Below are 20,351 nucleotides of genomic sequence, written 5' to 3' on the forward strand. Positions count from 1 at the left end.
CAGTGTGTTGGTTAATAACAGCGGCCATGATGTACAGGCAACTGTTACAACTACAGATGTTGCGGGTAATACTGCAACTGCAGATGCTGATCATCCATACACAGTTGATACTGCAATTGCAGCCACGATTGCTATCGACAATATTACCTCTGATGATGTGATTAATGCTGCCGAAGCAAAAACAGATATTCCTGTCCACGGTACCGTTGGTGCAGACGTTCAAGTTGGCGATACAGTAACAGTGACTGTTGGCTCACAAACTTACACCACCACAGTACAAACAGGCAATACGTGGACCGTTGATGTTCCGGGTAAAGTTCTGGTTGATAACGGTGGTCATGAGGTTCAAGCAACCGTCACAACTACCGATGATGCGGGCAATACAGTAACTGCAGATGCTGAGCATCCATACACCGTTGATACTACGATTGCAGCAACAATCACAATCGATAATATCACTGCTGATGATGTGATTAATGCTGCCGAAGCCAAAACGGATATTCCTGTCCACGGTACAGTGGGGGCAGATGTTCAAGTTGGCGATATCGTCACGGTTAAAGTTGGCGATAATATATTTCATACAATAGTAAAAGAAGGCAATGTTTGGAGTGTATCCATATCTGGTTCAATTTTAGTTAATGCAGATTTAGATACTGTTTTTGCAAGTGTTACCGCTCATGATAATGCAGGCAATATTGTTGTTGCTGATACTTCTCATGATTATAATGTGAGTCACATTAATGCTGTTATTACTATAGATCCAATTACTGGTGATAATATTATTGATGCTAAAGAATCAAGTCAGACAGAACCATTTCTTATTACGGGCTCTGTTAGCGGTGATGCTAAAGTTGGTGATATTGTAGAAATAAAAGTTGGTGATCAAACTATATCTACGCATGTTATTTCAACTGCAGATGGTCTGGGCTATTCAACATCTATTGATGTTACAACGCTTGATGATTTAATTAATCAAAGTAATAATCAACATTTAGATATTTCAGCAACAGTACATGTTTCTAACCAGTATGGTGACACTGCTAGTGCGGAGATTAGCGAAGTTGTTACCGGTAGTGGCCTTGTTGAAGAATATGGAAGTGAATCAAATACTATCACTGGTTCTGCTTTTAATGATGTTTTGTTTGCTGATGATTCATTACCCGTGGCAGTTAATCAAAATGTCGCTATTGTTTTAGATTCTTCGGGCTCAATGAGAGATTATATAATCTCAAGAACTGATTTAGGATTAAGCTCTGATATAAAAGAGATTCAAATTACAGTAAATGGATACAATGATCATTTACCACCAACTATCTATAATGTTACAGCTTCAGAGTTAGAGGCGGGGTATCATTTTTCCTATAATGATTTTTTATTCGCTAAAAATATTACTTACTCTGTGGATGGTGGTGATGTAAAACCTCTTGATTTTACTAATATGCCAGATCGTGCTTTTTATGCAAAAGAAGCGATTGAAACATTAGTTAATGAAATGATCACTGATCAAATTCTGCATCCAGAAAGACACTTAGGCGACGATGGGATTAATTTAATTGCATTTGCTACTGAAATTAAAATAAATGCTAATTTTTTATGGGACGATAAAGAAAAAACATTTCTAAATAGCGAACATCAAACAGTCAAAGATGTATTAGATAAGATTGATTTTTCAGGTGAGAATAATTTTGAACAACCATTAATTGATGCGCTTAGCGGTTTCAAAGAAGGTAGCAAAAATGCCATGTTTTTTATTAGTGATGCTGATCGCTATGACCCATTAAATTTGAATAAAATTATTGCTGAAGTTGGAGAGCAGCATTTAAAAAATACACATCCACAAATTGTGACTGTTGGTGTTTCTACTGATTATACTGGTGATATTTTACAAAATATTGCTTCCTTAGGTGAAGATTATAAAGCAAATAATACTGGAGATAGCCACTTCATTAAAGTGGTTAACCTTAGTGATTTAAATGATATTTTCTTAGCTGAGGCAGATAAAATCACTGCAGGTAATGATACGGTTAATAGTGGTGACGGTAATGATATTATAATTTCAGATATTATTGATTATGATTGGTTAGACACTCAAATAGATCATCCTGTTGATAATCATAATAATATTATTGGATTAATTATTGATGCAGCGTCACAAAAGCTTGGACATGAAATAACAAAAACGAGCACTGAATTTTATGATTATGTAAAGGATAATATTGATCAGCTTACCGGAGGAGATCAAGATTTTTATGGTAATGATATTATTAATGCTGGAACTGGTGATGATTTAATTTACAGTGGTGGTGGCGATGATATTGTCAATGGACAAGAAGGTAATGATATAATTAATTCAGGAATAGGTAATGATATTATTTATACTGGACAAGGTAATGATACAATAAATACTGGTTTAGGTGATGATATAATTATAATTTCCAAAGCAGGTCAAGATGAAAGCTTTTCTACAACAATAGAAGATTTTTCTAAAGATGATCGAATTGATTTATCAGAATTCCTTAATAATGATACTAGTATGGATAATATATTAAATAATATAACATCAGCATCAATAGAAAATGACTCATTAACTATTGATTTTAAAGGTAATGATAAGTCAATGACTATTGAAAACATTAGTCAAAGTTATAATGATTTAGGTCATTCTACAACAGATATCGTAACAAGCTTATTTAATCATAATGTATTTACGCCTGACATACATTAATAAATAACAGTAACAATAACAATAACAATAACAATAACAATAACAATAATAACAACGTTCCTTTTTATTAAAGGAACGTGTTTTATCAACTATAAGAATAATTAAATATGATATTAAAAAAGACATTATTGTCGTCGCTAATCTTGCTCACTCTTTCTGGCTGTCATGATGGTGATAGTGATAACGAATTTACATCTCAAATACCGGATCCTGAAACACCGAGTACTAAACCGAAAGATCCTATTATTGATTTAAAACCAGAAAAACCTATTTTTAATACATCTGGTATTATTAACGGTATGACTGGCCAACCTATTAATGGCCAGATTACAGCATCTGATAAACAAGGGACTGTAATTACATATACGTTGTCAAATAATCCTAATTGGTTAACGATTAATGCTCAAACGGGTAAATTATCAGGTGTACCATCAAGAAATGATAATGGCCGTTATTCTGTTACAGTAACGGCTTCTAATGGTAATGTTTCTAGTCATGTTCAAATTAATGTAATTATTAGTGATAGTAATCACGTACCTATTATTAAATCACCTGTGACTCAGACAATTATTGTAAATACTCCTTTTTCTGTCGGAATAGTGGCAAAGGACAATGATGGCGATCGATTAACTTATCGTCTTACTAATGCACCTTCTTGGGCTAAAATTGATGCTAATAACGGTTTGATTTCAGGTCAACCAACAGTGTTAGGTAAACACCCACTAAATATTCAAGTTTCTGATGGTAAAGCAAAAGCTTTTGCATCAGTTATTATTGATGTTGTGGTAAATCCAACACCAATGATCTTGATGCCATCATCAGTGACAGCTCAAACTCGGCATCTTTTTAGTAAAAAAATAGCCGCTAAAGATCCTAATGGTAAACAACTTCGTTATTCAATGTCAGGTCAACCGAGTTGGTTACACTTAAATCCTAATACCGGTGTTATTTCTGGTACGCCAGGTCGTGATGATGATGGTGAGTCGATAATTACAGTGACGGTGTCAAATGGAGAGCAACAAGCAACATCTGTCATTAAATTTGTCATTGAAGATGCGAATAAAGCACCAGTATTAACGCCAATTGCTGATCAAACAATGACTGCTGGCAAGGCGATAGACCTTCAAGTTATAGCAACTGATGAAGATCAAGACCCACTAATTTATACTGTTGTTAATGCTCCTACATGGTTAAATATTAACAGTAAAACAGGTGTTATTACAGTCGCACCAGAACTTGATGTAACCGGTGATTTTATTATTACTGTTACAGCAACAGACAGTAAATTATCAAGTAGTACAACGCTGAATCTTCATATCAAGCAAGGTCAATTTGATATCACGACGGTTGTTTTAGGTGGCGGAAAAATCACACCGACTCAGATGACAGTAGTTGCAGGTGATAGTGCGACATTTACCATTAGTCTTGATGGTAAAAATAAAGTCAAAAGCATTACAGGGTGTAATGGTGTCCTTACCGATAATAAATATGTCATTACTGATGTACAGGCAAACTGTCAGATTAATGCTGATTTTGATGATGTAGGCTATATTCCACCAGAAGCGTTTAATACTAATAATTTCCCAAGTGATTTAAGTGGAAGTTTAGAGGCGTCACTATTATTTGCTCAGAATCATGTTATTCCAGCAAAATCGCATATTGATGGTGATGTTCATCAGCACCTCATTGGTGAGCGTAAAACCTTAGTAATGCTAAAACCCAAAGATCCTAATTTTGATGAAGCCATTCCATTAACAATGACAGGTTATGATATTGATGGTAATAAGTTAGGTACATTAACACTAGAGCGCCCTTATAAATTGCCGCCAATTTCAGGTGTTATAGACCCTAAAATTAGAGCCCAAGTTAAATTTGATCCAACGATAACATTTGATTCATTACCTCAAGTTAATACTAATCAGTTAAGATCTAATGGTGATTATCTTGCTGAACAAATAGCGAAATCTACTCAAGGAGTATCAATAAAATTATCTGATGGTTATTGGACTGGCACAATTACCTTAAAGGCAGATAAAGCGTTAAATGGTAAGGTTGTGATTATATCTTCTAGCGCTGGTTATAATTCAACGGTTAATGCACGAAGCGCAGTAACAATCAGTAATGGGCAAACATTATATTTTATAAATGTAAACGGTGTTTGGTACACGAAATCAGATGTTGAAGGTAGCATTAATAAGGTAGCTTACGGCCATGGTTATTGGACTACAACCATGCCTGCAGAATGGTTATATTATGGCTTACGTCTGACTTTTAATCATGATAATAATGAAGGTCAATTTAGCGATACTAATGTCGGAGCACCGACCGTTATTTATATGAATACGATTGATATTGGTATGCTAACCCAACGTCATGATAGCTTTGAATTTGCTAAAGACTCTGAGTTACCACGTGAATTCTATCAAACATTACCAACAAGTCGTTTAGTGGTTAGTCGATACCAAGGCATGAATTTTGATGAAATTATGATGCCAAATGGTGATCTTTATACTGATCATGCACCTGATGACGGTGGGTGGCAAGCGGGGAGTATGCGTAGTAATATTGCTAAGTCATTGATCTCTATTGGTATCGACTCTGCTAACTATGGTTTTAATTCTTCAGCTGGACCAGAACAAAATGGTCATGATAGCTACTTAGCTCGAATGATGACAGCACATACCTCTATCGGTAAATATAATAATGGTGATATAGACCATGGTGGTTCTGGCGGTGGTGGTATTGTTACCTTAACTGGTACGGTTGGTAATGAAATGAGCCATGAAGCAGGGCATGCGCTTGGACTTGGGCATTCTGAAGGTGGAGTTTTGAGTATTCAACATCCAGCAGATCAGGTTGATTCAACGTGGGGCTGGGACAGTAAAAAGAATCTGTTTGTTCCGAACTTTGAACAAGGGCAATCGAATCAACCTGTCTGTTTTGGAAGTGATGAAAATAAACAATGTATCGAACCTTGGCATAAGCATAGATTTGGCCAGGATGCTATGTACGGTGGTTGGGGAAGTATGTACCCTGATAACCGCTATACAATGTATACCCCATATTCAAGTGCAAAAATTCAACGAAATTTAGAAGCAAATATGGTGTTTTCAGAGTCATCACCAACAGGTGCTTTAAAATGGAATTCAATCACGCATAAAATGGAGCCATTTAGCTATAAGATCACTATAGCAGATATGTTGACAATTGGTGGTAGTACATTAGAAGCAGAAAGTGATGATGCTGCTTTTATTGCTAAAAAGTTTGCAACGATTAATGCTATTTACGTGGTGTCTGGAAACCAGAATTGGACGGGTGATATTATACTTCCTGCTGCGGAAAATGTTCCCGTTGGTAGCATACTACGTATAAATCATGATGCGCTTTGGGCTTCGAATTTCCATATAAATGGTAAAACAATTACAAATCCGCATAATCTAACGTATCGTTCAAATGGTACTATATGGGTTGAAGATAATAGTTTCAGCACAGAAATCTCAAAGAAAGCAACACACTTTGGTGTTCCCGTGTCAACACTTCTTGGATATTACGATCCAGAACAAAAGTTGCAGAGCTATATTTATCCAACATTCCATGGCTCTCGAGGCTATACCTATGCTGATGATAAAGAGTATATAACGCCTAGAAGTTGTCACCTTGATGTCGATTTAGCAAATGGTGAGACATTAAAATATTGGTTACCAGCGACAAGGTTAAATAGCAGTGTGATGAATAAATTTCATATTAATATTGCAGAGTCCGATAACCCTATTAATGCGACCGTTATTTGTGATGGGACAACATTAGCAACGAAAGCGGTCTCTAAGCCAGAAGTCGGGTTGATTCAAACCGTCGATGGTGCACCATTAACAAAGAAAATTAGTTAATAGCAATAAAATAACAAGTAAATCTATTTTAAGGGGAATAGCATCATTGATGCTATTCCCCTTTCATTATTTTAGGCTTTATATATTACATTTCACTGTAACATTCACTACCGCAGTACGATTAACGCAATTGGTACACTTGGCCTTCTTTATCCGCTTTAACTGCAGCAAAGCTTAATACAAATGGACCTTGGGCTTGAACCGTTGCTGGTAATGTTTGAATTGCTTGCTTTGCTTCTTCACGGGTTGCGAAATTACCGTAAGTAACCGCATACCAGTTACGGCCTAATGCATGTTTCCAGTTAACCCAAATTGGTTGATTGCCAGTGATAGGTTGAAGATAACCACGTAGGTTACGTTCTTCACTGAGAGCCAAAATCTGAACGGTAAAGTGTGAAGGATTGATATCACCAAATGCTTGGTCGTTCGTCATTGATTCTTCATCAGCAAGATGAGCATCGTTATTATCGATGTAGTCACTATCAATAACAGGTTCGCTGGTTACTGTTGTGTCTGGTGTAACAGTTGCTACAGGCTCTTGCTGACATTGAAGGTTTTCATTATCAAGTTTTGATGGTAATAGGTAACCTGTATCACAAGGACTGCTAGATGATGCACAACCAGATAATGCAAATAAACCTAAGACAACTGCTGCCTTTAGCGTACGAGATGTCATTGTTTTCTCCGAAGAATATTTAATGATTTGTTAATCAATGTGGTATCAGTATCAATAAGTTTTATGGCCTGAATATCACTATTAACAAATGTCTTTATACTTGGAGTGTATTGTAGCTAAAAACGGCAGAATATTGACATGATAATTACGCTTTAATGATCAGATGTATGTTTTTTGCTCAGGTCAACTATGTTAAATGAGAATCAAGTTATATTGCCTTGAACAATTAACGAGATAATGCCGTTATATGCATTTTTACTCTTTCATAGAGGTAAATGGTATTTTTAAAATACAGATGATTGGTTAACATATTACTAACAACTGTATTTAAAAAGGAATGCTTATGAAAGCGTGGTTACTGAAAGTGAATGATCGTCAACGACAGATAGTAGCTGCAGTTATTGCAATATTATTAGTTGCAGTGTCATTGGTCACAACAGGGCTGACTAGTGCATTATGTGACTTAAGTGCATTTGTTATTTTAGTGGGCGTTTTATGGCTAAAAATGAAGGGACAGCAACTAAAGAATATCTCTCATGAAGAATTAAAACCTTCGGTAAAAATGGAAATTGAACCTTAAGAATATATTTATTCTTATAATGGATAAGATTATCTGTTAAGGAATAAATATTCAAAGTAAAAACAAAGTCATCACAATAAACAAAACTAAACGTAACATAATCATGGGTAATTGTTTATATTAATATTTTTATTGATATAAATTTTAATAAAGTGTGATTAAGTGCTAATTATTGCTTCTACATAAACTTTATTATCAGCACGAATTTTTACTGGATATGATTCAGTAATGTAAGCGCTGTTATTAGGGAGTATTGATGTGTTTATTGTAGAATTTTTGATTGTACTTGTGTGTATCTTGGTGGGTGCTCGAATCGGCGGTATTGGTTTGGGTGTTATGGGTGGTATTGGTCTTGCTATTCTAAGTTTTGTTTTTGGTTTGCAACCGACTAGCCCACCGATTGATGTAATGTTAATGATCATGGCAGTTGTTGCAGCAGCAGCAGCAATGCAAGCGGCAGGTGGTCTTGAATATCTAATTAAAATTGCGTCAAATATTCTGCGTAAAAATCCTCGTCATATTACCTTTATTGCGCCGTTAGTTACTTATATGTTTACCTTCTTAGCGGGTACAGGCCATGTTGCTTATTCAGTGCTACCTGTTATTGCAGAAGTAAGTCGTCGTAGCGGTATTCGTCCTGAGCGTCCATTAGGTATGGCCGTTATTGCTTCACAGTTCGCGATAGTTGCAAGTCCTATTGCTGCTGCGGTTGTGGCATTAGTTGCTTTCTTAGAACCACAAGGTATTACATTAGCTGACGTGTTAATGGTTACTATTCCAGGTACTTTCTGTGGTTTAGCCTTAGCGTGTGTTGTCGTTAATAAAATGGGTAAAGATCTAAAAGACGATCCTGAATATCAACGTCGTATGCAAGATCCTGCTTTCCGTAAAGAAATGGAACAAGAAGTAAAAGTAGAAGAAATCGTTATTAAGCCGGGAGCAAAGAAAGCAGTTGGCTTATTTTTATTTGGTGCATTAGCTGTTGTTATCATGGGTGCGTTCCCCGCGTTACGCCCTAACTTCAATGGTTCTGCTATGGGAATGGCACATACGATTGAGATCGTTATGTTAGCTGTTGCTGCTTTGATTATTTTGATCTGTAAGCCAGATGGCAATGCGATCACTCAAGGTTCAGTATTCCATGCAGGTATGCGTGCAATTGTGGCTATCTTTGGTATTGCATGGTTAGGTGATACCTTTATTGCTGGTCACAGTGAAATGGTTAAAGATGCGGTGTCTGGCTTAGTTGAAGTTGCGCCATGGACATTTGCTTTTGCTCTGTTTGCGTTATCAGTAATGGTTAATAGCCAAGGTGCAACAACAGCAGTGCTTGTGCCGGTTGGTATTACATTAGGTCTACCACCTGAAGTGATTATTGCAACGTTCGTTGCGGTTAACGGTTACTTCTTTATTCCTAACTATGGTCCAATCATTGCTTCAATTGATTTCGACCGTACAGGAACCACAAAAATTGGTAGTTACATCTTTAACCACAGCTTTATGATCCCTGGTTTATTAAGCATGGTATTTAGTATTATCTTTGGTTTTATTTTTGCTAGCTTTGTTTTATAAGCCTGGTTTAAATAACACGTAACACGATTATTTTATTATATAAAAGCCTCTATACCTTTTGAATGTACATCGAAGGTTGGGGGCTTTTTTTTGTTTGCGTTTTCTACACTATAACCAATTATAACCAACTATAAAGACACCAACCATAAAGACTATCGTCATGCGTCATGGTGAGCGATAGTCTTTATGATAAAAAAATCAGCATTAGCGTTGATAGTTGAACGCTAATGCTGTGATAGACAATATAAATTATTTCGCAGAGTAAATGGTATTACCTTCTTTTATTGTTTCGACAATCTTTATATCTTTAATTTTTGTGGGTTCAACGGTTAAAGGATTGTTGTCGAGGATAACCAGATCTGCCAGTTTTCCTACTTCAAGCGAGCCTTTGTTCATTTCTTCGTTATATTGCTCTGCTGCCCAAAGTGTCATGGTCTTTAGGCCTTCAAGTGGCGTAATTTGTTGCGCTTCACCAATGACTTCATTATTGCGTGATAATCGATTAACTGCCGATGAAAGCATCATCATTTGGTCTAATGGCGCTACCACAAAGTCAGTATGATTGGTTGGACGAATACCCATATCTATCGCATCACGCATTGGGCTAATATAATCAGTTTGCTTTTTACCGCGGTTTTTAAGGTGTGCGTCTGCAAAATAATAGGTATGTAAGGTATAGAAAGAAGGACGGATCTTATATTCTATAAATTTACTCAACTGATCTTTACGTGCAAATTGCGCATGGATCATTGTAATGTCACGATCTTTGTTTAGATCGCCTTCAGCTGCCGACTTATGAGCATCAAAAAATGCATCAATCGCACCATCGCCATTTGCATGTAAATTTAAAGGAACATTTAAGTCATAAACTTTTTTTACCATTTTATTAATTGTGTCTTGGGGGAACGTTAATTCACCTATCCACTGTTTTTCTCCTGCTGGGCCGCCCGTTAAATATGGGGTTGTAAATCGGGCTGTACGACCTTGAGGTGAACCATCAATAGTGACTTTAATCCCACCGACTTTAAAACGATTATTGTATTTTCCCCATTGATCTATTGGGTACTTCGCTAAAATAGCATCAACATCGGTAATAAAAGGATAAACGATAACATCAATAATATTTGCATTGGCATCAGATGCCCGCTGAATAGTTTCAAACTGATTTAAATGGGTTGCGCCTTCATGGGCAGTTGTAATCCCATTTTGAGCATATAATAGTTGTCCAGCTTTCGTTGCTGCAATTTCTTGTTCAGGTGACATCACTTCTGCTTGGGCAAGAACGGGCAGATAAGCAGTTTCCATGATCAAACCAAAAGGTTCGTTGGTACCTTCTTTTCGAACGATAACGCCACCAGCTGGGGTAACAGTTTTATCATTGTAACCGTATTTTTTTAAAGCAAGGCTGTTCAGTACCGTACCGTGCATAGAGACATGATCGATACGAACCGGGTTATCAGGGAAAATCTTATCAATATCATCACGGTTAAGTAAGCGACCATTTGGCATGACGGTATCATCGTAACCGTAAGCAATAATCAATTCACCTTTAGGGATCTTATTTGTGTCAGCATATTGCTTAATAGCCGCAAGAATGCTGTCAACATCTTTACCCGTACCTGATGGTGGCGCATAAACTTGAGCTTGGTTAGCAACTTGCAATGAGTTGAAATAATGGCTGTGTGCATCAATAAAACCGGGTAATAAGCTTTTTCCGTTCAAGTTGATAAGTTCGGTATTTTTTGATTTAAATGTTTCGTTAATTTTAGCAGTATTACCGACACCAATGATTTTGCCATCTTTAATTGCAATGGCTTGAACTGACGGCTGAGCATCATTCATGGTAATAATATTACCGCCACTATAAATAGTGTCTGCACTCACTGCTGGTTCTTTTGCATGACAATTCATCGCTAGTAATGACGAGATTAAAGCTGACATCAGTTTCAATTGTGAAGTTTTCATTGATTACATCCGTGTTAAAAAAACAAAAATACTGCTAACTACTATACATATTGATAGCACTAAATGATGAAAATACTTAAATTTATCAAGGAAACCATACCAAAGAGGATTAATAACTGTAGCAATGAAAGATTTGTGACAGTAGGGATACAAAAAAGCCAGACACTATATCTGGCTTAAAAGCATGTTATGAGTTCAATCTTAGTTTATTAAAGAAATAACTCGATATAGGTTAATGAAGCAGCACCAATCGCTAACCAAAGTACCACCCCTAATAATAATGGCTTGTGTCCTGCATTACGTAATTTACTTACGGTGATACCAGAGCCAATTAAAAATAAGCACACCACTAATAAACGTTTTGAGGCATCAAAGATAAGAATATAGGTTGAATGAAATTGTGGCACGAAGTGAGCAACTAAAATAGCGAGGCAATAAAAAACGATAAAGTACGGTATGCCAATTTTCTTACTATCGCCTTTAAACATTAATGCGCTACCGAAAGCGACAGGAATAATCCACAGCGCACGGGCGAGCTTTAAGGTGGTGGCGGTTTTTAATGCTTCATCGCCATATGATCCCGCAGCACCAACAACGGATGATGTATCATGAATCGCAATCGCCGCCCAAGTACCAAAGGCATGTTGGCTCATTTCTAATAAATGACCGATTGCAGGGAAAAGAAATAAAGCCACCGCATTAAGTACAAACACAGTAGCTAAAGCCAAGGATGTTTGATCATCGCGTGCATTTATAGCGGGTGATACTGCGGCAATGGCACTACCACCACAAATCGCTGTACCTGCTGCAATTAAATGACCGGTTTTCTTATCCAATTTTAAAACGTGGGTTGCGACCCAACCTAAAAATAAGGTAAAGAAAATCGAAGATATAATCAGTCCAAGCCCTTGGCGACTGGCTTCAATCGCTTCATTTAAATTAATTCCAAACCCTAAACCAATAATGGAGTATGACAAAAGTTTTTTGGTTAAAGCGGCAAGATTAAATTGAGTAGGAACTAAACCAAAGCTGGCTAAAGTAAAGCCAAGAATTAATGCAATCGGTGAGCTAATAATAGGGGCTAAACATATAATAGCGGCAAGTATAAAGACAATATCTGTTGGCCTGAGGTTTCTAATCTTTTGATTTAAAGTCATTTATGGTTGATGTCGGTTTGAGGATAAGGCCTCAAATTATACGCACATCATTCTATTTATTTTAGTTAAATATTTTTAAATGAGGGTTCAATATAATTTAACGTGTGATCATTACTTTTTTTCTATCGCAGGGTCATCAAAATCCTCCAGTAGTGGTTCTATTTCTTTATCGATCTTTATTCTAATCTCATGCTCAATTTTTACGTTAAGGTTAACTTCAATAGGTTTATCAGATGTTGCTACCTGTATCGTAGGTGTACATCCATTGAGTAGAAATACCATCATGATGATCTGTATGTGATAGATGTTCGAGAGGGATAATATGTTTTGTATATTATTCATGATGATCCCTTTAAATGTTAGTGGCGATTAAAATGCGTACTGATTGCCTGTTCGATTTTTGAAGCATTGATCATGTTAATTGTTTTCATTAATTCAAGTATATTATCTTTAACAACTAAGTTGATATTAATCGGGCGACCATATTGAAAATCAGGATTATAGCCTTTGAAATGAGACTGTGCTGTTAGTAACCCATTGTTAGCATAGTTAAATTTTATGGCTAAAGTACGGTAATGATAATTTTTAAGGGTTTCACTGACGATTAATGGACTATGGTGACCCGCTGCTTTTACTTTATCATCAATTACTGAGCCATCAAGATAACGTAATACGCCACCGGGGTGACGAGATTGCAATATGGCGGCTTGAATCTCAGGCTTACTTTTAATAATAGTAACAGGAAGAGTGCCATCAAGGATCCCTGTGAATTCTATGCCGTCATGATCAATAACATCTGTTATCTGATTAATATCAAGCCCTAAAACGGTGATAGGTATTAAGGGAGAGTGGCGTAAATCAGTGATATGGATCCCCTGCGTTGTTAAACTTCCACCGAAGATATTGGCTGACACGCGATGTAATATATATTGGTTAGTGTGTGTGTTCGCATCAATAATGAGGCTCGGCTTAGTCAATGTTATCCCAGCTTTTAGTTGTTGAGCAAAGAAAGCCATCGGACGAAGTGTACGGATACCATTAGGCGTGAAAGTCGCATAAAGACTGCTATTAAGCTGAGTAACATCAATCTCACGGTAACTGCCAGAAAGTTGGTTGCTAGTAATGTTAGTCGTACCAGTTAACTTATTATGACCATTAATCGTGAATGTTGCGCTGGTGGTGATACTGCCACCCGTAAGATCAAGCGGTAAAGATAGCGCAGGGAAGTAATGGTTTTTTAAGCTTTTCTGTCGAGTAAACGTGATTGTTTTACGATGTAATTTGACCTTGGTTTTATTGGTTTTTAAATCAGTATTAACATCCACTTGCGCTAAGATATCATTATGGTTATTCGCTACAATTGTCTCAAGCTGTAGGGTATTATCTGCTAAACGGAAATGACCATGAAGATGGGTGGCGGGCAGTAATTGTTTATGGTTACGTTGAACCGCAGCTATCGAAAGGTTGAAATCACTAGAGAGTGTGAGTGGAAGTGCTTTAGGTGGCGGTATTGTTACAGTGGCTGTGTTAGCGGTTTCTGCTTCTGTTTCTGCTTCAGAGGTAGAATTAAATAACAGCTCATAGCGTAATAAGAACTTGCTGACATCAATATTCAACTGCGCTTTATAGTCTGCTGATGACGCTTCTTTCGTTGCTTGATAGCGCGCATTTAATTGAGTGTTTAATTGTGCTTGTGTGTTTTTAGGCTGATACAGCAATAATTCGAGCCGATCTTCTTTCTTTTCAAACAGACCAATCAATTGATTTAAGCTGAAATCAACATGTTGACTGTTACTGTTTGCTAACGTTGGAATCCCTTCTAATTCTAGCTTCTGTATTTGAAAGCGCGTTTGCTGAAGTTGCGAGATCAAATAATTATTAGCCCATGTCGCTTTTACTTTGGAGCTAAAAAGAACGTTATCAATTTTACTATTAATAATGGGCTCTAAGGTCTTAATGCTGGCATTGATATTAGCGTCAATATGGCATTGTAAGTTGGGATATAGGCAATTGAGATCATCAATAAAGAAATCTAATTCAAACTTTGTTTTGGTATTTTTAAAATTAATGGTCTCGTTCTTATCACTTAACGCAACGCGAAATAACTTATTTTGATAACTGGCCGTGAAGTTTATTTTGCCGTCACTGTTCATTTGAATCTTAGCGACATGTTTCGAGTCATTATTTCGACGGGGATGTTGTTGTTTAGCGTGTAAGAATGGTGCAGTAAAAGCGTATTTATTAAGTTCAATGGTAAACGATGACGGTAATTCAATACCAAAAAGATAATGCGCATCAACAATTTTATTATTAATCACCATCGGTTGAGGTGTCTTTGATAAGCGATTAGCAACTTGTTTAGCATAAAAGCGTAAGGGGCCATTTATTTGGGCATCAGGCACATCATCTAACCCTAAGCGGTCAGTAAATTCTTTGGTATTTTTAAAGTTGGCATTGCAATTTAAATATTGTGGTAACGGCTGTTTGAAAATTATTTTGGCATCACAGTTAAGGTTATTACCATCACTGCGGGTCATGATGGTATGTACACGCGCATCTGTTTTTGACAAATGATAGATATTAACATCAAGCTGGTATGGATCTGGGGCTAAGGCTTTTCCTCGCACAATAAAATGGGCTTTAGTTTTATTTTCAGCCGTAATATTTAACTCTTTTGCTTGTTGTGCCATTTTTTTTCGTGCTTGCTCTTTCTGCTTATGTTGTTGTGTCTTTTGTGATTTTTCTGCCTCTTTTTTCTGCTGCTCTGCTTTTATTACAGTAGTTATGGTATTCGCGGCGGGTGAATTTGATACTGGTAATGATGTTGATGTTAGCGGAGTTTCTAAAATAATTTTGGCATCAATTAATAAATCCCCATAAGTAAATGACTTTATTTTAAATTTATTCAGCGGTAAACGTGCAAGGTTCGCAATAGTTTGCCCAAGATGAAAGCCTTTGCTGTCGATATCAGTACGATTGACAAATTCAGGAAGATATTTAGGTTGCTCCAGTTTTACTGTTTTAGCGATTAACTTCATCGTTGGCAAACTACGATTGAGATCAAATGTTAATGATAATTGAGAGATAATTTGTTCAGGTAAGGTGTTATTAAGGGTTTCCCATTCTGGATGGAGTGATGCAACTGTAACGGAAACTGGGGTTTGATCTTCTTGCCAAGCAATAGAGAACTGACTATCGCTGAATCGTAATGGGTAATGAGGAGAAGGTTGATAATACGGGATGAACAGATTTAACCGTCCTTTATTTGAATGACCAGAGATCACCAGGTGAGGGCTACTGCTGATAGTCACATCAACGTGCTCTAAAATTTGTGTCGCGGCAGGCTCTTTACCATCACTGTGCGCTGCAGAGGCTGTTACTTTACGGGCGTGGGCATTAATGGCGAGGGGAGATGAGAAATCAACAAATTTAAACGTGGCATCAAAAAAGTGAATATAACGTAGGTAAATCCCTTGGTTTTTTAATAGTGCTGTCGCAGTAGGAGAAAGCTCAATCTCATATTTTTTAGCAAAAAGCTGATAGTGCCCCTCATCGATAGGGTTATTAGGATCTATACGATGCTGCAAAGAGAGATCATGTAAAGTGACATTGTAATTAAAAACCCGTAAAGAAATTAGCTTGGCACGTATATTACCCTCATCATAATGAAGTCCTTTAAACGCGGTCATTGTGATGCCATTGAAATTGAGCCAGATAAAACCAAGCATCGGTATAAGCAGTATGATCACCAATAGTGACAAACCAACTTTGGTGCGTGTACGCAACCGCGACGACTGAGAACCTGCTTGTGATGGCTCAGAATTTGGCGGGCAAGATTTCACTGCGATAGTTCACCTATTTATAAAATGATGATCCAATAGAAATAACCAGCAAGCTTGAATATTAACTATCAGCTGCATAGTTAAACATATAACTAATTTCATCATGGTGCAGTGTTGTCGATGAAAATAATGTCATAAGAGTAAATTTAAAAATGATTAAATATGCTCGTTGTTAGAAAATATACGGGGTTACATATTTAATTTTGAATTAATATTCACTATTGTTATCTAAATAATAAAGCCAGCTTTGGTGCGTTGTTGAAAATGTAGCTTTGCATTGACGCTGTTGTTGCTGACGTTGTGCTAAGGATAATGAATCGAATAAACGTTGATAACGGGCAGGATTACTGCCATAGACTAAACATAAAATATGCTGATAACGTTGTTGGTTTAGCCCATGTTGTTGAATAAAAGGGTTAGCGCTCAATGTAGAGTGGCTAAGTTCACGAGTACTGAAGAATTGCCCTGAGTTAATTGCAATTTCATCACCGCGTTCGACATCATTAAGCAAGAGGATCGTGACAAAATTATCCACGGTATTCTCAGTGTTACCTAATACGGGAATAGCGCGGTCAAGAATAAACGCATGACCTATTTCATGCAGTAACGTAACGAGTAGCGCGTCAGTGGTTGCCTGATAACGTTGCTGTTGAGTCGGATAAAGGTCGGTATCACGAATATGCTGTAGTAGTTGAGTGATATATTGATAAGGGATCTGAATTTGATGTTGAGTCGAGTCATAATTAGGCCCTTTTGCACTCCCAAAAACAATGTCTACACTCGGCGCAAAAATATAACGGGTTTGGCTGAGGTGTTTAATGGTTGCCAGAATAGAAGAGTGTTGAACAATATCTTTGGCTTGCTGCTGTTGTGGGTTAGCTGGTGTAATAAAAACAAAATTCACGGTAGCAACAGGATCTAACGCTAATCCATATTGTCCCCCTGTAGGTTGTTCTGTGCCGGCATGACTTAAATGAGACATTGTTAGCGCCAGCAAGCCATATAGAAGCATAACAAAAGGCGATACAGCGAGAGAGATTAAACGTGAAGATAGTGTATCCGTCGTTTGAGTAAAAGTGAGATCATGCCTATTCACGTTACCACCTCATTATTGCTATAGATGTGTCATAAGTGATAATTATAGCGGATGAGGCAAAATGTAACGCTGTAAAAGCATTAAAACGCACTATTAATAACTATCAATAGTGCAGTGCGTATTGTTTTATATTGGTGGTTATTTTAGCCGTAAGATCATATCAACGACGCCATCAGCCAATTGAACATCAATCTCAAACCCCATCTTTTGCGCTAAGGTGATCATGCCGCGATTACTTGGCATTGTCATACCTGTTAGCGTATATAATCCACGTTGTTTGGCGTAATCAATCAACTTAGTCATCAAAATACCGCCTAACCCGATTCCTTTCATGTCTGAACGGACTAAAATCGCAAATTCAGCCTCTTTATTATCAGAATCTGATAAGGCACGTGCTACTCCGATGATCATTTCCTTATCGACAGCAACAAAGGCCATTTCACGGTCGTAATCTATTTGGGTAAACTTTGCTAGTGCCTCATGGTTTAATTCACCGATCTCAGAGAAGAAACGTTTATATAAGTCGTCTTCAGACACTTGGCTGATAAAGGTTTTATGAGCCGGTTCATCTTCAGGCAGAATGGGACGAAGCAATATTTGTTTACCGTCTTTGAGCTGGCACTGTTGTTCATATTCTTTAGGGTAAGGGCGTATCGCTAATCGTTGCTGAATATTACCGTTAAAGCTGGCAATATCCATCGAGGCATCAATGATCGTCAGTTCATTTCCTGAGATAAGTAACGGGTGAATATCAAAGGTGCTAATTTCAGGGCAATCAATAATCATTTGTGAAATAGTGACTAATAATTGGCATAAAGCAGGAATGGATATCTTATCTAAGCTACTTCGTTGTTTGATTTTTTGACGCTTTAAAGCATTGATCACCATATAACGGGCTAATGCCATATTTAATGGAGGTAACGCTGCGACCGCATCATGGTTAATATCCCAGTGGATCGTCTCTTCACCCAGCATGATCACTGGGCCAAATATTGGATCGCTATGTACGCCAATACGCAATTCTTGTGCACCTGAGCGATCAGCCATACGTTGGATCAATAACCCGTCAATATGCGCGCTAGGATAGTGCAAGGCGACACGTGACAGAATAGCATCAGCCGCATTCGCTACTTCATTAGCATCGCGCAGGTATAACACTACACCATGAATATCAGATTTATGACGAATATCAGGCGAGCGTAACTTCACTGCAACGGGATAACCTATTTGTTCTGCAATATGCACCGCTTCAGCCGCATCAGAAGCAATCCATGTAGGGAGAGTCGTAAAACCATAGCTTTCAAGAATGGGGCGTATCTCATGTGTTTCAAGATGATAAATTTTTTGTTGGAGTAACCGCTGTATTTCATGGCGCACATACTGATGATCGGCGGCAATTTCACCGATAGATTGTGGCATTTCCATTAATTGGCGTTGGTTACGGCGGTATTCGACTAAATGCATGAAAGCCGAGATTGCACTTTCAGGGGTACGGTAGGTAGGCAAACGCGCTTGTGTAAAAATAGTTCTAGCATCCGCCGCTTCATTTTCGCCTGACCAATTGGTTAGAATATTAAACCGTTGACTCCGTGAATGCTGGTGGAGAGTATCAACGACTATCTTGGCTGTGTGAGTACTATTGGTGAGAGCAGAAGGACTGTGCATGATAAGCAGTGCATCAAAGTCATCGCTATCGAGTAAGATATTAATCACTTGCTGATAACAGTCAGTACTGGCATCCCCCATAATATCGATAGGGTTAGTTTGCGTCCAATAAGCGGGTAAGACGTGAGATAATCTTGCAATAGTTTCTGGGCTTAATGCTGCTAATTTACCTCCGCGATCAGCCAATGCATCGACCGCCATAATCGCAGGTCCACCACCATTGGTAAGAATAACCAACCGTTCGCCACGTAAGGGAACCGAATACGCTAATGTTTCAACCGCAGCAAATAAGTCATGAGTTGTATGAACGCGTAACATCCCTGAACGACGAATCGCGGCATCGTAAACTTCATCAAGTCCGTTTTCATTTTGGCTTTGTAATAATGCCGCTGAGCGTCCTGCTGATGTGCGACCACTTTTTAAAACTAATATACGTCGATTACGCGCAGCTGCACGGGCTGCCGACATAAATTGTCGAGCATCTTTAATACTGTCTATATACAGCAAAATCGCATCTGTTTTTGTATCTTGGCTTAAAAAATCAAGTAGCTCTGCAAAGTTAATATCACACGCATCCCCTAAAGAGATAAACGTAGAGAAACCTATTTGCTTATGTTTAGCCCAATCTAAAATCGTGGTACACACTGCCGTTGATTGTGAAATAAAAGCGATATTCCCTTTGTTGGCAGGGATAGGAGACACTGACGCATTAAGGTTAAGCCAAGGCAGAATAATGCCCATACTATTAGGGCCGACAATACGCATATTATAACGTTGAGCATTAGCTAACATTTGTTGTTGATAGTTTACGTATTTATTCTTCGTCGCTGCCATCATCCCTGCGGCAATAACAATCACCGCTTTAACGCCTTTTTCTCCTAGTAGAGTAATAATGTCAGGGTTAAGCGCTGCACGGGTACAAACAATCGCAATATCAGGGGTAATTGGCATTGCTTCTATACTGCGATAAGCCAGGATCCCAGCTACCGCGGCATACTTAGGTGTCACAGGGATGATAGGGCCATTAAAACAGCCAGAGAGCAGATTCCGAATCACAATATAGCCAACTCGCTGTGGATTATTTGAAGCGCCAATAACTGCAATACTGGTTGGTTTTAAAAAAGCCGAAATCTTATTCATAAACTAATCCCTTAATCGTCTTACTCATACTTTATCGTTAAATATT

11 protein-coding genes are annotated in these 20,351 nt (G+C 37.7%); 4 read left to right on the forward strand and 7 right to left on the reverse strand.

From position 1 onward, the window contains the following. Both BTO21_RS13550 and BTO21_RS13555 read left to right on the forward strand, forming a co-directional pair. Positions 1 to 2,725, forward strand: a 2,725-nt coding sequence (locus tag BTO21_RS13550) for an Ig-like domain-containing protein (RefSeq protein ID WP_170064515.1), incomplete at its 5' end; no start/stop codon positions are given. Positions 2,726 to 2,832: 107 nt separating this feature from the next. Beyond that, positions 2,833 to 6,612 (forward strand): M66 family metalloprotease, encoded by a 3,780-nt coding sequence (locus tag BTO21_RS13555; RefSeq protein ID WP_052672614.1) that lies wholly within the window; start codon positions 2,833 to 2,835, stop codon positions 6,610 to 6,612. 121 nt (positions 6,613 to 6,733) lie between these two features. Here the strand turns inward: BTO21_RS13555 and BTO21_RS13560 are convergent, their stop codons facing one another. Continuing rightward, on the reverse strand, positions 6,734 to 7,288 hold the full coding sequence (locus tag BTO21_RS13560) for an SPOR domain-containing protein (RefSeq protein ID WP_045028170.1): 555 nt from the start codon (positions 7,286 to 7,288) through the stop codon (positions 6,734 to 6,736). Between the two features lie 343 nt (positions 7,289 to 7,631). Between BTO21_RS13560 and BTO21_RS13565 the strand changes: the two genes are divergently transcribed. Continuing rightward, entirely contained in the window at positions 7,632 to 7,868 is a 237-nt protein-coding gene (locus tag BTO21_RS13565; RefSeq protein WP_045028168.1) for a hypothetical protein, read from the forward strand. 258 nt (positions 7,869 to 8,126) lie between these two features. Further along, positions 8,127 to 9,440 (forward strand): anaerobic C4-dicarboxylate transporter family protein, encoded by a 1,314-nt coding sequence (locus BTO21_RS13570; RefSeq protein ID WP_045028166.1) that lies wholly within the window; start codon positions 8,127 to 8,129, stop codon positions 9,438 to 9,440. Between the two features lie 249 nt (positions 9,441 to 9,689). On the opposite strand, the gene BTO21_RS13575 is transcribed toward BTO21_RS13570, so the two are convergent. The 6 genes from BTO21_RS13575 to BTO21_RS13600 all read right to left on the reverse strand — a co-directional run bounded on the left by BTO21_RS13575 (position 9,690) and on the right by BTO21_RS13600 (position 20,305). Beyond that, a complete protein-coding gene (locus BTO21_RS13575; protein ID WP_205068126.1) occupies positions 9,690 to 11,405 on the reverse strand; it encodes an amidohydrolase in 1,716 nt (571 codons plus the stop codon). Positions 11,406 to 11,614: 209 nt separating this feature from the next. After that, complete coding sequence (locus tag BTO21_RS13580; protein WP_045028164.1) at positions 11,615 to 12,562, reverse strand: YeiH family protein; 948 nt, start codon at positions 12,560 to 12,562, stop codon at positions 11,615 to 11,617. A 111-nt stretch (positions 12,563 to 12,673) separates the two neighbouring features. Further along, positions 12,674 to 12,904 (reverse strand): YnbE family lipoprotein, encoded by a 231-nt coding sequence (locus BTO21_RS13585; protein WP_045028162.1) that lies wholly within the window; start codon positions 12,902 to 12,904, stop codon positions 12,674 to 12,676. A gap of 17 nt (positions 12,905 to 12,921) precedes the next feature. Beyond that, entirely contained in the window at positions 12,922 to 16,404 is a 3,483-nt protein-coding gene (locus BTO21_RS13590; protein ID WP_105026860.1) for an intermembrane phospholipid transport protein YdbH family protein, read from the reverse strand. A gap of 208 nt (positions 16,405 to 16,612) precedes the next feature. After that, entirely contained in the window at positions 16,613 to 17,500 is an 888-nt protein-coding gene (locus tag BTO21_RS13595) for a DUF4344 domain-containing metallopeptidase (protein WP_105026861.1), read from the reverse strand. 138 nt (positions 17,501 to 17,638) lie between these two features. Then, complete coding sequence (locus BTO21_RS13600; protein ID WP_045028158.1) at positions 17,639 to 20,305, reverse strand: bifunctional acetate--CoA ligase family protein/GNAT family N-acetyltransferase; 2,667 nt, start codon at positions 20,303 to 20,305, stop codon at positions 17,639 to 17,641. Positions 20,306 to 20,351: the final 46 nt, after the last annotated feature.

The sequence above is a fragment of the Photobacterium phosphoreum genome, from assembly GCF_002954725.1.
Classification (GTDB): domain Bacteria; phylum Pseudomonadota; class Gammaproteobacteria; order Enterobacterales; family Vibrionaceae; genus Photobacterium; species Photobacterium phosphoreum.